We start from the raw sequence: 14,792 nt of genomic DNA, 5'->3' as shown, positions 1-14,792 counted from the left end.
TCAGCGAACTTTCAGGACTTTTGTTTCTTTGGAGGTCTTGAGAAAGCCTGCAATATAATCAGTGCTGTCCTCACCGGTTCGGATACCTAAATGAATGTTTTTATGGATGCCGCTCTGACCGATACGGACTGTTCTGATATTCAGTTCTTCCGAGTTTCCTCGCAGCAGCCAGTCCGGTATCGCACTGATCCCACGTCCGGCGGCCACCAGTTGCAGCATCATTTCCGTGGTTTCAACTGTGCGGTGGCGGTAGGGATAACAATGGTGCGGCAGCAGGAACTGGGTAAATATATCCAGTCTTTCCGGCTCGATTGGATAGGTAATCAGAGTCTCGGACAATAAATCCTGCGGGCGGGCAAAATCAGTTTTCGCTAGCGGGTGATGTTCCGGCACTGCCAGCACAAGTTCATAGGCGAACACCGGCGTAAAATGAATATGGCGTGTTTCATAGGGGTCGGGTGTTATCAGAATATCAATATCATGGGATAAAAGATCAGCCACTCCACCCGTATGAAAAGCGGTTTTGAGGTCAATATCCACATCCGGCCATGCCGCTAAATAAGGCTGCATCACCCGCATCAGCCATTGATGACACGGATGGCACTCCATGCCGATCACCAATGCGCCGCGTTGTCCGGCACGGATATCGGCCAGAACCTGTTCGGCGCGTTCCATTTGCGGCAAAATTCGTTTGGAGAGTTTGAGCAGATATTCACCGGCCTGCGTGAGACGCAATTGGCGCCCGTCTTTTTCCCACAAGGCTGCACCGCAGCGCTCTTCCAACTTGCGGATAGCATGGCTCAGTGCCGATTGTGTCAGGTTGAGCTGACGCGCGGCGGCCGTGACACTTCCTAACCTGTCAACTTCAAACAGGATTGCAAGATGTTGGCGCTCAAGCATTGGCTGTGGCTTTCGTGATTTGCCAGAATGCAGGCGTTATATCTTGTTGGAGAACCGGCATAATTTCAAACTCATCATAAACATCTGCGGCTTTATTAACGGGAATAAGCCGGTGATACAAGGTAAGGCCGGTCAGGCAGTCGGGGACTGAAAAAACGACTGGTTGTGAATGTACCAACCCTTTGAAGAAAATGGCTGAAATCTATAGTGCTCCCCTGCTTATGAAGGGGCAGGGGAGCCAAGTAGCGTGACGCTTATTTGATCAGGCGGGCTTCACCAACATCAGCAGCACTTTCCGGCAGGCCGAATTCTTTCAGAATTTCAACCATACGGCCTGATTTATGCAGTTCTTTTACAACATCATCGGCGGCAACCAGCAGGTCCGGATTGTTTTTGGACAGTGGCAGTCCAGCCTGTGCAGGATAGACGGAGCTTTGTACGCGCTCATCTTTGCCCGCAACCTTGATCTGGATACCTTTCAATGCGCCGCCCTGCTGTGCCGCAGTGCCAACAGCAACACCGTCAACAGCGATTTCAATGCGTCCGGCTTCCAGATCCTGATAGAGCGCAACATAGTTATTATAGAGGCTGAGTTTATCGCCGAGAATGGCTTTGAGTTCATTGACCCAGAGATAGCCCTGCACGGTGCCGACATTGCGGCCTTCGAGCTGGGTCACTGTGGTTACGCCATCTTTGGAGTAAAGTCCCATTTCATCTAAGTATAGCGGTGCGGAGAGGTTTACGGCTTTCTGGCGTTCATCGGTGCGATAATAATTGCCAATGGCAATATCCGCACGGCCAGAGACCACAAACGGAATCGCTGTCGCATATTCTACGGCTGCTACCTTGATTTTCAGGCATTCTTTGGCGGCGATTTCTTTAACGATTTCACCATCAACACCGGTCAGATCATGCTCTCCTTTTGGAATGGAGAAAGGCGGGAAGGTTGGTGCAGCAATTGTCAGAAAACCAGCTTCAACAGTCGTGATTTTATGCTGCGGTGTGCAATCTTGTGCAAATGCTGCCGAGGCCAGCATCGTAGTGCCCAGAGCCGCTGCAATGGTCAGAGTGATATGTTTTTTCATGCTTTTTCCCCTTTAGTGTTTTGATTAATGTTGTGCACGCGCTTCGATAAAACCGACGATCATTGTCGCCGGAATACAAATGAGCAGATAAAGCAGACCGGCCAGTACAAGAGCCGGCAGATATTGGAATGTGTTGGTGCCGATTTCATAGGCGCGGGCTGTCAGCTCCGGCAGCGCAATGGCAAAGCAGAGCGATGTGGTCTGAAAAATCAAAATTGCAAAACCGAGTAAGGCCGGAATGGCGATACGCAATCCTTGCGGCACAACGATAAAGCGCATCATATCGAGTTTTGTCAGGCCAATAGCTTCAGCAGCTTCCCGCTGACCTGCAGGCACAGATTGCAAACCGGCACGGATGATTTCACTGGTATAAGCGCCTGTTGTCCAACTCAGTGCCAAAATACTGGCAGACCATGAGGTCAGCGTCAGACCGGCTGTAGGCAGGCCGAAATAAGCAAATTGCAGCAATACCAAAGATGGTGCGCCACGCCCGACCTCAACAAGTGTAAGTGCTGCCCAGCGAGTTGGCTTCACCTTTGACATCACACCGAGCGAGAGAAAAAAACCCAGCGGAATACCAATCAGCAGGCTCATGCCGGTGACGATTAGGCTGATACGTAAGCCGCCAAGCATTTGCGGGAGCCAGTTATGAAATTGCTCAGCTAAAACAGAGATCATCGTGACACCTTCTTTCGCATATTTGCATCAATGCTGCGGGACATCCATGCAACCGGCAGGCTGAGAGCGATATAGAGCAGGGCAACGAAGCTGAAGACCTCAAGGCCACGATAGGTCGCCATCGAAGATTGATTGGCATAGAAGGTTAGCTCGGCAACGCCGATTGTGGAGGCAATGGCAGAATCTTTCAGCAATCCTATGGCATAGGTTGCCATTGCGGGCAGAGCGACACGGATAAGCTGGGGCATAATCACATCAATCCACATGCGGAAAGGATGCATGCCGAGCGCTGCAGCACCCTCCCACTGTCCGCGATGAATGGACAAAAGCGCACCCCGATAAATTTCAGCCATATAGGCCGCCGCAATCAACCCAAGACCGACAACCGCCGCAGGGAACGGTGCAACACGAAGATAACCACTGCCGAGCCCGAAAAAGATAACAAACAGCCAGACAATCGGCGGAATGCTGCGCACAAAAGTAATCAGCGCCATTGCTGTCAGACGCAGCCAGAAATGTTTGGATATCCGTGCCAGCATCAGCGGCACACCCAATACTAGACCGATAGACAGGGCTGCAATCGTCAAACTAATGGTTGATGGCAATCCCCTGATGATATTGAGAATTATGTCCTGCATCAGCGATCTCTCACCGCATGCAGAAACCGGCGTGCGCGTTCCGTCTGCGGATCGCGCATAACGTCTTTACTGATGCCGGATTCAATGATGTTACCATCGGCCATAATCATTACATGGTCGGAAACGCTCTCAGCAAAATGCATTTCATGGGTGACAACAATCATCGTCATGCCATCTTGCGCCAGCTCACGCATGACGGCGAGTACCTCTAAGCCAAGTTCGGGGTCAAGTGCCGAGGTAGGCTCGTCAAACAGCATGATTTTCGGGTTCAGCGCCAGCGCACGGGCAATGGCGATGCGCTGCTGCTGGCCTCCGGAGCAACGGTGCGGATATTCTGCCGCCTTGGAATCCAAACCCACACGTTTGAGCAGTTCAATGGAACGTTCATCAGCCTCTTGCTGTGAGCGACCAAGAACACGTTTTTGCGCGAGCGAAACATTCTGCAATACGCTCATATGCGGGAACAAATTGAAGGACTGAAACACCATTCCGGCTGAGCGGCGTAAATCGAGAATTTGCTTTTGTGACGGATGTTTTTCAGCGATCAGTTCCATATCACCCAGTGTGATACGGCCTTTATCGGGTATTTCCAGATAATTGAGGCAACGAAGCAATGTGCTTTTACCGGAGCCGCTGGGGCCGATAATCGCCAATACGCCGCCTGGTTGCACGCTCAGGCTTACGCTCTTGAGAACCGAGAGTGAGCCGAAGTTTTTCTCAAGCGCTTCCACGTGCACCAGTGGTTTGATGTGATTTTGTGTCTGCTGCATTGCCTTTTCCGTCACCGCCGCCGGATGAAACCTGAACGGCACTGAAATGTGTTACCCCTCGGAGCGGCGGTGGCTGGTAAAGCTGTTGTTATTTTTGCAATTGTTTACGCCGTTCCGTACTGAGGCCAGTGTGCCGTGCAGGACGCGCGTACCAAATCAAGAAAAGTGGCTAAACGACAAGATTTTCTTGATAATAGGGTGAAACGGAAATTTTGCAGAAGCAGGCCTGTTCGTGCTTATGCCTTGCAAAGTCAGTTTTGCATGAAAGAGTGTTGTCAGAGGCTGGTCTGTAGCAGATCAGTCGATAATTTGTGCTTTTGCGAATTGAAATTTTGTTTTCACTTTTGCAGCAAGAATGGCATCATGCAGTCTCCCACTCATGAAAATCTTGAATTCAAGTTTTCGTTCGAACCATAAATCCGCGCCTCCAAGGGCTGCTGCTGTTACCGCAATATCACCATCTTCCAGTCTATACGTCGCCCAACGTTCATAGCCGTCATTTTCAACTGTCCGGCGTGAGTACAGTTTCTTGCTTTTGGAAGGAACAAAACTATCTTTGATCGCACCAAAATTCAGCAAATAAAAAGGGCCGGGCAGTTGCGTTGTTTTATCCGCCGCATAAATCGGAAACTCGATCAGCCCACCTTCACCGAGATCAAAGTTTTTTAAAACTTCAGCTAATTTGCCTTTTATTGCGTAAAAAGTGCCCGCAGTGAACAAATCACCACAGCGCTTCCAATTCCCCTCAGCAAAGATATACATCGCTTCCGGAAAATCAGTACGTTCAAGTTTTTCCCCTTTCCGATGACGTAAGTGAGCTTCGAAAATACGCTTAGGGGAAAGCCCAAGATTGAACGTTGGTGGTGCCCAATCCAAACCAAAATGTTTTTCCCGTATACCCTGCCTGTCACCGATTGAAGAGTCACTCATTACGCTGCTAACCCAGACAGAATTTGGCATAGTACAATCACTTTTACAGGCGCGGTTGTTCGATTACCTCACTGTGCAGATATAGGGTAATTGGTCAATGGATTGCGGGCATTTATATCGTGTAAGGAATGTCGTCAGTAACCATTTCACGGCGCAGCATTGCTGACCAGTCTTCGCCTTTGATCCAGTCGCAAAAAGCCGCAATGGTTTTCACACGCCGGTAGCCGCGCGGCACAACCAGATAAAAACCCGGAATATCTTCTTCTTTCATGGTGCTTAAAGCATCAATGCCAAGCGGAGCAATCAGCCGTCCCTGACGCAAATCGTCAATCGCATCAATGGCTGAAACCAACCCCATCCCCATACCTGCCAGAGTGGCGCGGCGCATAGTGGCGGCATCCTGAAACTGCACATCACCTTTGGCTTCAATATCCTGCAGATCAAGGTGACGCAGAACTTTTTGCCATAGATTGGTGGCCAGAACAGGATGCAGCAAAGTCATGCTCAGCAGATCCTCCGGTTTGCGCACCCGATGTGCGAGCGCCGGTGCACAGCAGATAATTTTGGGGTCGCGTACCAGCAATGTCTGGTCAAATTCCGCCCATTCGCCAAAGCCCCATTGAACTGAGACATCAATATCATCGCGGCCAAAATCGGGGATTTCCACCATAGTGGTCAGCTGCAATACCACACCGGGCATTGTGGTGCGGAATTGCTCAAGGCGGTCCATCAGATAGCGGGTGGCGAAATAGGGGCTGGCATTGACATTGATACGATTGCGGTGGCCGGTCTTGGTAACACGACGCACACCTTCGGCGAACTCGTCAAAACCGGCTTGCACAAAATGCGCGAGCAGAATGGCCTGTTCTGTCGGATCAACCATGCGGCCTTTGCGGTCAAACAGCATAATCCCCAGCGTGTCTTCCAGCAGTTTGATCTGCTGGCTGACCGCTTGCGGACTGACAAATAATTCGTCAGCCGCTTTGCGAAAACTGCGATAGCGCATCACCGCGTGAAAGACGCGCAAAGCATTGAGCGGGGGAAGACGCGGCACCCTGTCATTCATGGTCTGTAACCAATCTTGATTGTGACCTGACTGATATGCATTGCCTGCCTCCGCTCTCCCTTATGCTCGTTATGGTTTATATCAAATCACAGCCTTTTCAAGGAAAGGCTTATTGGCAATCACGCGCTCATAACCGACCTCTGAGAGATCAAGCGTGCGGAACGCATTATAGGTGATCAGCTCGGACACAGCGCGTCCTGTTGCCGGACCTTGCTGCAAGCCGTGGCCGGAAAAACCATTGGCATAGATGAAGTTTTCCACCTCAGGATGACGGCCGACGATTAGGTTATGATCCAGCACGTTGAAATCATAATGCCCCGCCCATTGGTTGACGACTTTGATTGCCTCAAAAGCCGGTGAGCGTTCTGCGAGCGCTGGCCAGATGATATCTTCAAACTCTTCATAGCGCGGCGTGAAATCATCCCAATCGACTGCTGGGTCTTCTACCGGTGGGCAACCAGTCAAGAAGAAACGGCCTTCTGGACGGCAGAAAACGCCGCTCGGATCAATCATCAACGGCAGGCGGCCGCCATTGACTGTGGCACTGCCTTCCGGTGTTTGGGCGCAGTCATAGACAAACAATGTGCGTTTGCGTGGCTCAATCGGCACGTCCAGCCCTGCCATACGTGCGGTCAAAGCCGCACTGACACCAGATGCATTGACGATTATACCCGCCGAAATCGTCTGGCCGGACTTCAGTTCCACACCGGTGACACGATTATTGTCACGGTGAATGGCCACCACTTCATCGGTGATATAATCGGCACCGAGTTCACGGGCTTTATTCTTGAATCCATACATCAGGCCGGTATTGTTGAACCAGCCTTCACCGGAGCGGCCATAGGAGGCCAGCAGAATATCGTCAGTATTGAGGTGCGGGAAAGCACGGCTCAGTTCCTCACGATCCCACAGCACAACATCAGCGCCGCAGGCGATTTGCACTTCGTGATTTTCACGCAAAGTCTGCACCTGATCCGACGTATTGGCGAGGAACAGATAACCGCCTTCATGGAATTGCAGATCCGGCTTGTCACCGGCAACTTGCATCACCTCCGCAAAATTGCGGATAAATTCTGTGCCGAAACGACTGATTTCCACATTAATCGGATTGGAAAACTGGTTGCGGATCGAAGAGGACGACAGCGAGGTGGCCGCGCGCACATAGGTCGGATCGCGTTCCACAACGAGGATTGAACCGTTAAAATCAGGGTTCTGTGACAGAAAATAAGCGACCGAAGAACCGATGACCGCGCCGCCGATAATCACGACATCATAATGTTGTTTCATGATTTCACCTCATCATCAGGATGGCCGATATCGACGAACCAGCCGCCGAGATAGCGGGTTGCTGGTGCATATGGATCGGAGCGCTTGGTGCGGCTTTCGACAGCGGCACGATAGCTTTCCGTATTATCCTGCGGCTGATAACCGAGATGGCTTGCCTTGCTGTTATCGACCGGCGACACGCAATTATCCGACATGCCGAAACTGACGGTAAAGCCGACACGCGGTGCAGTGAGCGCGGCGGAAACGAGACGCACGCAATCATCAAATGACAGCCATGACCATAACATGCGGCGGTCTGCCGGTTCAGGGAAGGAAGAGAAAATGCGCAGTGCGACTGTCTCAATGCCGAATTTATCCCAATAAAGCCGTCCGAGGTCTTCGACAAAACATTTGGACAGACCATAGAAACTGTCAGGACGATGCGGGGCATCCGCATCAATATGGCTTTCCAGTTCATGATAGCCGATGGCATGGACGGAGGAGGCATAGATCACGCGTTTCACACCATTTTTACGGGCGGCTTCATAAATATTATAGCTACCCTGAATATTGGAGCGCAGAATACGTTCCCAAGACACTTCCAGCGGTTCACCGCCGAAATGCAGGATTACATCCACACCTTCCGCCAGTTTCATGATCGCATCAGCGTCATCAAGATCGCAGATCACGGCTTCTTCATTCGGCTGAAGATCATTGAGTGCAACACGATCCGTGAGACGCAATTTACGTGCCAGCGGTGCCAAGCCGCGGCGCAGTTCGGTGCCGAGCCTTCCGGCAGCGCCGGTGATAAGAATTGTATCAAAATCCATGATTTATGCCTTTGATGCCGGTTTCAGACGTGCAACAGCACCGGCAATGCGCCTGATCGCTTCACTCAGCACCTCATCAGATGTTGCTGTCGAGATGCGGAAATAAGGTGACATGCCGTAAGCAGTACCCGGCACTGCGGCGACATGGCCTTCATTGAGCAGGTAGTTTGCAACCGCCGTATCATCACTCAGCACAGAGCCGTCCGGACATTGCTTGCCGATCAGACCGGCGCAATTAATAAAGGCATAGAACGCACCTTCCGGCACACGCAGGCTCAAACCTTCAATCGCATTGATGCCTTTAACCACCAGATCGCGGCGATTTTGAAATGCATCGCGGAAAGTGCGGATATGATCCTGCGACCCTTCAAGCGCCGCTGTACCGGCGGCCTGTGCAATCGAGCAGACAGATGTAATCGACTGGCTCTGCACCGTGGCCATAGCTTTGATGAGAGGCAAGGGGCCAGCGGCAAAGCCGACACGCCAACCGGTCATCGCATAGGCTTTGGACATGCCGTTGACGATCAGGCTGCGGTCTTTAAGCTGCGGACAGGCTTTGGCAAAAGAGATAAATTTCAACCCGTCAAAGATGATGTGCTCATAAATCTCGTCGGACAGAACCAGCACATGCGGGTGGCGTTCCAGCACCGCACCGAGCGCCTTGAGGCTGGCTTCATCATAGACTGCGCCGGATGGATTGCCGGGGGAGTTGAGAAACAGCCATTTGGTTTTCGGTGTAATTGCCTGTTCCAGAATTTCCGGTGTCAGGCGAAACCCGTCTTCTTCACGGCACTGGGCAATCACCGGTTTGCCGCCAAGCAATTTCGCCATTTCCGGATAGGACACGAAATACGGTGTCGGCAGAATAACTTCGTCACTATCTTCCAGTGTTGCCATCAGCGCATTGAAAATGATCTGTTTGGCACCGTTGGAAACGATGATCTCATCAGTGGCATAATCCAGCCCGTTCTCGCGGGAAAATTTGGCCACGATCGCCTTGCGCAGCGCCAATGTGCCAAGCGCTGCCGTATAGAGCGTATCACCGGCTTTGGCTGCCTGATAGGCAGCCTCAGTAATATGCGCCGGTGTCGGGAAATCCGGCTCGCCAAGTCCCAGATCAATCACATCAATGCCTTTGGCACTGAGTGCTTTGGCAGCTTGCGAAACGGCCATGGAGGCAGACGGCTTAACCGCTGCCAGCCGTGAAGAAATATAGGTCATTGTCTCTCCTCCGTGACATAACCCTGAATTTTATCCTGCTCGTGTGCCTTTGCGCAGCGCTGCGCCGGATCGCCATATCCGCCGCCGCCCGGCAGGTTAAGCACCAGTCTTTTACCTGCAGGCACATGCTGCCAGCCTTTAGAGCGCATTGCGGTGCCGTCATCGAGTTTCACAGAACCTGCAGTTCCGTTTTTCCCGCCATTACGGCCACGCGGCGCTTGTGTAACACGGTCAAACATCGCGGAAAAATCAAATTCATGATTGTCCGCCGCACCGATTTCAATGACCTGTCCGAGACCGCCGCGGAACTCACCGCCACCACCGGAATCCGGTCGCAATTCTTTACGCCAGATAATCACGGGGCCGGTATGTTCAGTTGCTTCAATCGGCATCGTGTGAACACCCGACGGGAAGGCGGTTGCTGACAAGCCGTCAAGGGCAGGGCGCGCACCCATGCCGCCGGAATTGAACATCAGCACTTCGGCATTCTGTCCGCTTTGTCCTGCCACAGGGCGCACGGAAATATGAATATTCCACAATGCACCGGCACCTTCAGCCATGATCTGACCCGGCAAAGCCTTGGCCAGTGCGCCGAACACCAGATCCGGCACCATGTGACCGATCACATGACGCAGGCTAACCGGCGCAGGGCGTTGCGCATTGAGAATATTGGTCTCGGATGACACGGTGAAGAAAGCCAGCGAGGCGGCATTATTCGGAATTTCCGGTGCCAGCACGCATTTCAACGCATAGGATGCATAGGCCTTGGTATAGATGATCGGAACATTGATACCCCAACGGCTCATCGGGTCGCTGCCGGTGAAATCCACATTTACCAGACCGTCTTTCATATCAACTACAGCTGCAAGACGGATCGGTTCATCATAACCGTCTGTCATCAGCTCATTTGACCACGAGCCTTCAGGAAACTGCGCCAGACGCTCGCGCATGGCATTGGTGGTGCGTGAAAAGATAAATTCCGACAGATTATCAAGCGATGTCAGGCCGATCTCGCGCATCATATCGACAAGACGACGATGGCCGACTTCGTTACAGGCGGAGAGGGAGTAGAAATCGCCGATCACCTGATTAGGCTCGCGCACATTGGCACGCAGAATGCGGATCAGGTCTTTATTGACCACACCACGTTCGGCAAATTTCATAATCGGAATCTGAATGCCTTCTTCATAGACGGATTTACCATCTGCACCGAAGCCACGGCCGCCAACATCGACCACATGGGCAGTACAGGCGAAGAAGGCCACCAGCTCGCCATTGAGGAAGGACGGCGAAACCATCGTGATATCATGGAGATGGCCGGTGCCTTTCCATGGATCATTAGTGACATAGGTGTCACCCTCGAACATCTCTTCACGCGGAATTTCATTGATAAATTCCAGCACCGCTTCGGCCATGGTGTTCACATGACCCGGTGTGCCGGTCACTGCCTGTGCCAGCATCTGACCCTGCGGATCAAACACACCGGCAGAAAGATCGCCTGCCTCACGCACAGAGGTGGAAAAAGCCGTGCGCAGTAGGGTCAAGGCCTGTTCTTCGACCACGGAGATCAGACGGTTCCACATGACCTGCATGCGGATTTCATCCAGTTCACTCATGCGGATTTTCCTTTTTTCACCAGCAGAATTGTGCCGTCTTGCTGGATAACCGCATCAAATGGTGCGGTCACAATGGTGGAGGTTTCGCGCTCGGTAATAATCGCAGGCCCTGCTACACGATCGCCGGTCTGTAAGGTGCCACGATCAAAAATACCGGTCGGCAACATAGCGCCATGGCTCGGGTCAAATACATCGCGCTGTAAGGCAGGGGTGATGACACGATCGCCATGGCTGACAGTGCCGCTTTGGGTGAAGTTTTGTTTGACTTCCACTTTCACCGACCATGTGACGATTTCAATTTCCGCACCTTCAATCGGGCGGCCAAAGAAGCGTGCGTAATTCTCAAGGAAACGCTCGCGGATTGTCGCCAGCGCCTCATCGTTAAATGGTGGCTGTGGTGCGGTGACCGGAATTTCCCAACCCTGACCCGCATAGCGCATGAAGGCGGTGACTTCGCGCTCCAGCGGCGCATCAGTGCCGCTGCGCACAAAGCTTTCCGCTGCCGTGCTGAGGTCCGCCAGCGTGGCATTGACCGCATCAAGATTGATACCGGATAATTTGGCGAGATGCGAAACCAGAGCTTCATAACCGAATGGTGCTTTGAGGAAGCCGATAGCGGAACCGACACCTGCGCCCTGCGGGATGAGACATTGCTCAACGCCGAGTTTTTCGCACAGGCGGGCAGCATGCAACGGTGCGGCACCGCCAAAGGCGATCATAATATTATCGGAGATGTTTTTGCCGTTTTCCACTGCATGAACACGGGCGGCATTGGCCATATTTTCATCGACCACTTCGCAAATGCCGAAAGCAGCAGAAAGCGGTTTCAGATTAAGCTTGGAGCCGACATCTTTGTCGATGGCCGTTTCTGCATTTTGTACCGAGAGCTTAATCGCGCCACCGGCGAAATTATCGGCATCGAGTTTGCCGAGCATCAAATCGGCATCGGTAATCGCAGGGCGGGTACCGCCACGCTGATAACAGGCAGGGCCGGGTTCAGAGGCAGCGCTTTCAGGGCCGGTCTGGATGCGTCCCATCGAGTCTACCCATGCAATGGAACCGCCGCCTGCACCGATTTCAATCATCTCGATCACCGGAATGGAGATCGGCATGCCGGAACCCTTGCAGAAGCGATAGGTGCGGGCGACTTCAAAAGTACGCGCGGTTTTCGGAACGAAATTTTCGATCAGGCAGATTTTGGCTGTGGTGCCGCCCATATCGTAGGAAACGACATTTTCAATGCCAAAACGACGGGCAATATCGGCCGCGAAGATCGCACCACCTGCAGGGCCGGATTCCACCAGACGCACTGGAAATTCAGACGCTGTATCAACGGAAATCAGACTGCCGCCGGAATGGATCATGAAGACAGGGCAGGAAGCGCCCATTTCTTTGAGCCGTACTTGCAGACGCGCCAGATAATCCGCCATTTGCGGACGCACATAGGCATTGGCGCAAACAGTGTTGAAACGCTCGAATTCACGCATTTGCGGTGAAACTTCCGCCGAAATGGAAATCGGCACGGAAAGTTTGCGTTGCAAAATCGCACGGGCGCGGCGCTCATGCTCCGGATTCATGTAAGAGTGGATAAAGCCGATCGCCACTGCACCGAAGCCGCCTTCCAGAATGGCATCGGCGATTTCTTCCAGCTTTGCCTCATCCAGCGGCTGCAATTCCTGACCCTGCACATTCATACGGCCTTTGACCGTAAAACGATGTTCACGCGCGACCAGAGGGGCGGGGAGTTTCAGATTAAGATCATATTGCTCGAAACGATTTTCACTGCGCATTTCGATAACATCACGGTAGCCTTCGGTGGTCACAAAAGCTGTCTTGGCACCGCGCCGTTCAATCAGCGCGTTGGTGGCCAGCGTGGTGCCGTGAATAACAATATCGAGCTCGGCAGGGCTGATGCCTGCCTGTTCCGTGACAATGCGGATACCGTCGAGAATAGCCTGTTCCGGTGCGGTGTAATTGGTCAGAACTTTGGTGGAATAGAGCGTTCCGCGCATATCCAGTGCGATATCGGTGAAAGTGCCGCCGATGTCTGCGCCAAGCCGGATGTCGTTTCGGGATGTCATGCCATTTCCTTCGCTGCCAATGCGGCAGCGCGCATCTGGCTTAATGTCTGGCGGGGTGTAAGGGCTTCCGGTGAAATATTGAGTTCCAGCACCGCGCCGGTTTTAGACGCTGCAGCACGCTCGAAAGCAGCGGCAAAATCTGCTGTGGTTTCCACCCGTTCGGCATGAAAACGATAGGATTTTGCCAGTGCCACAAAGTCCGGATTTTCCATTGTGGTGCCGGAGACGCGTGCCGGATAATGCTTTTCCTGATGGGCGCGGATCGTGCCGTAAATCCCGTTATTGAGTATGAGGATGATCGGCTGCGCACCTGCTTGCATGGCAGAGCCGAGTTCCTGACAATTCATCTGGAAATCACCGTCTCCGGCAAAGCAGATCACCATACGCTCAGGCTCAGCCACTTTGGCGGCAATCGCTGCCGGAACCCCATAACCCATGGCACCGGATTGCGGAGCGAGCAGCCGTGCTTTGGTGCCGAATTTTGCAAACTTATTTGGCCAGACCGTGAAATTGCCTGCGCCATTGGTCAGGATCACATCTTCCGGCAGGCGGTCGCGCAAGTAGGTCATGACCGCAACCATATCCACCGGTGATGGCTGGGCAGGGGCATCAAAACTGGCAAGATAGGCATCACGGGCGGTTTTGCGCCAGTCTGTCCATGCACCGCTGACCGGTTGCAGGCTTTGTGCAAAACTGTTCGGGCAGGCGTGAATGCCTAAATCCGGCACATAGATTTTGCCGATTTCCGCATCGGACGGATGAGCATGAATCAGGTTCTGCTGCGGCACCGGTACATCAAGCAATGTGTAGCCGTCGGTGGTCATCTCGCCGAAACGAACATTGATTGCGAGAATGAGATCGGCATCACGGATCAGCGCTTTGACATGGGGCAACATGCCCACACCGGCTTCACCGACAAAGGCTGAAGAGAAATTGTCAAACTGATCCTGATAGCGGAAGGCTGCAACCACAGGAATATCGGACTGTTCAGCGAAGCTTTGCAGTGCGCTGCGACCTGTTTCGGTCCAGTTGGTGCCGCCCATCAGAATGACCGGTTTTTTCGCGGCTTTCAGCATTTGCTGCGCTGTCGTCATTGCTTCCACTTGCGGAGCAGGAAATGCGATTTTAGCCGGTGCGGTCAGAGGTGATTTGTCGGTGAGGCTGGTCAGCATATCTTCCGGTAGTGCTATCACCACAGGTCCCGGACGACCGGTCGTAGCCACTGTCCATGCGCGTGCCAGAATTTCCGGAATACGCTCGACCTGATCGATCTGCACTGCCCATTTAGCGACCGTACCGAACATGGCGCGGTAGTCAATCTCCTGAAAAGCTTCACGGCCGGTCATATCTGTGCCGACCTGACCGATAAACAGCAGCATCGGTGCGCTATCCTGCATGGCTGTATGCACACCTATGGAGGCATTGGTGGCACCGGGACCACGGGTAACAAAGCAAAGGCCGGGGGTATTGGTCAGTTTGCCATAGGCAGCAGCCATAAATGCCGCGCCGCCTTCATTCCGGCACAGGATATAATCTAGCTTGCCTTTGGTGTCATGAAGTGCGTCCAGCACTGCCAGATAGCTTTCTCCCGGAACACCGAAACTCTTTCGCGCTCCAAGCGCGATCAGACTTTCAACAAGGAGCTCTCCCCCGTTACGCATTATGCCTTACCCTCCGACTTATAAACTGCGGAACCTTCTCAGGTTCGTCA

Annotated in this window: 13 protein-coding genes; all 13 read right to left on the bottom strand. The window is 52.8% G+C overall.

Features of this window, described 5'->3' with window-relative positions:
* The 13 genes from QUF18_RS06360 to QUF18_RS06300 all read right to left on the bottom strand — a co-directional run bounded on the left by QUF18_RS06360 (position 1) and on the right by QUF18_RS06300 (position 14,745).
* Positions 1–900, bottom strand: coding sequence for a LysR family transcriptional regulator (locus tag QUF18_RS06360; protein ID WP_289386236.1), 900 nt, complete (start codon positions 898–900; stop codon positions 1–3).
* Between the two features lie 254 nt (positions 901–1,154).
* Complete coding sequence (locus tag QUF18_RS06355; protein WP_289386235.1) at positions 1,155–1,985, bottom strand: substrate-binding periplasmic protein; 831 nt, start codon at positions 1,983–1,985, stop codon at positions 1,155–1,157.
* Between the two features lie 24 nt (positions 1,986–2,009).
* Complete coding sequence (locus QUF18_RS06350; protein ID WP_289386234.1) at positions 2,010–2,663, bottom strand: amino acid ABC transporter permease; 654 nt, start codon at positions 2,661–2,663, stop codon at positions 2,010–2,012.
* Positions 2,660–3,301, bottom strand: a complete 642-nt coding sequence (locus QUF18_RS06345) for an amino acid ABC transporter permease (protein ID WP_289386233.1) — start codon at positions 3,299–3,301, stop codon at positions 2,660–2,662. Before QUF18_RS06345 ends, QUF18_RS06350 begins: the two co-directional genes overlap by 4 nt.
* Positions 3,301–4,071, bottom strand: coding sequence for an amino acid ABC transporter ATP-binding protein (locus tag QUF18_RS06340; protein WP_289386232.1), 771 nt, complete (start codon positions 4,069–4,071; stop codon positions 3,301–3,303). The genes QUF18_RS06345 and QUF18_RS06340 overlap by 1 nt, the downstream gene beginning before the upstream one ends.
* Before the next feature lie 297 nt (positions 4,072–4,368).
* Positions 4,369–5,001 carry a hypothetical protein gene (locus QUF18_RS06335; RefSeq protein ID WP_289386231.1) on the bottom strand — a complete coding sequence of 211 codons (633 nt, stop codon included), beginning with the start codon at positions 4,999–5,001 and terminating at the stop codon, positions 4,369–4,371.
* 112 nt (positions 5,002–5,113) lie between these two features.
* Complete coding sequence (locus QUF18_RS06330) at positions 5,114–6,067, bottom strand: LysR substrate-binding domain-containing protein (RefSeq protein ID WP_289386230.1); 954 nt, start codon at positions 6,065–6,067, stop codon at positions 5,114–5,116.
* A gap of 81 nt (positions 6,068–6,148) precedes the next feature.
* Positions 6,149–7,354, bottom strand: a complete 1,206-nt coding sequence (locus tag QUF18_RS06325) for an NAD(P)/FAD-dependent oxidoreductase (RefSeq protein WP_289386228.1) — start codon at positions 7,352–7,354, stop codon at positions 6,149–6,151.
* Positions 7,351–8,166, bottom strand: coding sequence for an NAD-dependent epimerase/dehydratase family protein (locus QUF18_RS06320; protein WP_374807056.1), 816 nt, complete (start codon positions 8,164–8,166; stop codon positions 7,351–7,353). The genes QUF18_RS06325 and QUF18_RS06320 overlap by 4 nt, the downstream gene beginning before the upstream one ends.
* Positions 8,167–9,384 (bottom strand): pyridoxal phosphate-dependent aminotransferase, encoded by a 1,218-nt coding sequence (locus QUF18_RS06315; protein ID WP_289386226.1) that lies wholly within the window; start codon positions 9,382–9,384, stop codon positions 8,167–8,169.
* Entirely contained in the window at positions 9,381–11,000 is a 1,620-nt protein-coding gene (locus QUF18_RS06310; protein ID WP_289386225.1) for a hydantoinase B/oxoprolinase family protein, read from the bottom strand. The genes QUF18_RS06315 and QUF18_RS06310 overlap by 4 nt, the downstream gene beginning before the upstream one ends.
* The gene (locus QUF18_RS06305; protein WP_289386224.1) at positions 10,997–13,081 is read right to left on the bottom strand and encodes a hydantoinase/oxoprolinase family protein; all 2,085 of its coding nucleotides are present in this window, start codon (positions 13,079–13,081) and stop codon (positions 10,997–10,999) included. The genes QUF18_RS06310 and QUF18_RS06305 overlap by 4 nt, the downstream gene beginning before the upstream one ends.
* Positions 13,078–14,745 (bottom strand): thiamine pyrophosphate-dependent enzyme, encoded by a 1,668-nt coding sequence (locus tag QUF18_RS06300; protein WP_374807058.1) that lies wholly within the window; start codon positions 14,743–14,745, stop codon positions 13,078–13,080. Before QUF18_RS06300 ends, QUF18_RS06305 begins: the two co-directional genes overlap by 4 nt.
* Between the last annotated feature and the right edge of the window lie 47 nt (positions 14,746–14,792).

This window comes from Pseudochrobactrum kiredjianiae, assembly GCF_030362795.1.
GTDB classification, from domain to species: Bacteria; Pseudomonadota; Alphaproteobacteria; order Rhizobiales; family Rhizobiaceae; genus Pseudochrobactrum; species Pseudochrobactrum kiredjianiae.
Note: the sequence above shows the minus strand (reverse complement) of the source record. Positions and strands in the feature narration are given on the sequence as shown.

What these genes read in the sequence shown, in the direction of transcription:
- QUF18_RS06360 (WP_289386236.1), bottom strand. Translation starts at nt 900, where the DNA reads ATGCTTGAGCGCCAACATCTTGCAATCCTGTTTGAAGTTGACAGGTTA.
- QUF18_RS06355 (WP_289386235.1), bottom strand. Translation starts at nt 1,985, where the DNA reads ATGAAAAAACATATCACTCTGACCATTGCAGCGGCTCTGGGCACTACG.
- QUF18_RS06350 (WP_289386234.1), bottom strand. Translation starts at nt 2,663, where the DNA reads ATGATCTCTGTTTTAGCTGAGCAATTTCATAACTGGCTCCCGCAAATG.
- QUF18_RS06345 (WP_289386233.1), bottom strand. Translation starts at nt 3,301, where the DNA reads ATGCAGGACATAATTCTCAATATCATCAGGGGATTGCCATCAACCATT.
- QUF18_RS06340 (WP_289386232.1), bottom strand. Translation starts at nt 4,071, where the DNA reads ATGCAGCAGACACAAAATCACATCAAACCACTGGTGCACGTGGAAGCG.
- QUF18_RS06335 (WP_289386231.1), bottom strand. Translation starts at nt 5,001, where the DNA reads ATGAGTGACTCTTCAATCGGTGACAGGCAGGGTATACGGGAAAAACAT.
- QUF18_RS06330 (WP_289386230.1), bottom strand. Translation starts at nt 6,067, where the DNA reads ATGAATGACAGGGTGCCGCGTCTTCCCCCGCTCAATGCTTTGCGCGTC.
- QUF18_RS06325 (WP_289386228.1), bottom strand. Translation starts at nt 7,354, where the DNA reads ATGAAACAACATTATGATGTCGTGATTATCGGCGGCGCGGTCATCGGT.
- QUF18_RS06315 (WP_289386226.1), bottom strand. Translation starts at nt 9,384, where the DNA reads ATGACCTATATTTCTTCACGGCTGGCAGCGGTTAAGCCGTCTGCCTCC.
- QUF18_RS06310 (WP_289386225.1), bottom strand. Translation starts at nt 11,000, where the DNA reads ATGAGTGAACTGGATGAAATCCGCATGCAGGTCATGTGGAACCGTCTG.
- QUF18_RS06305 (WP_289386224.1), bottom strand. Translation starts at nt 13,081, where the DNA reads ATGACATCCCGAAACGACATCCGGCTTGGCGCAGACATCGGCGGCACT.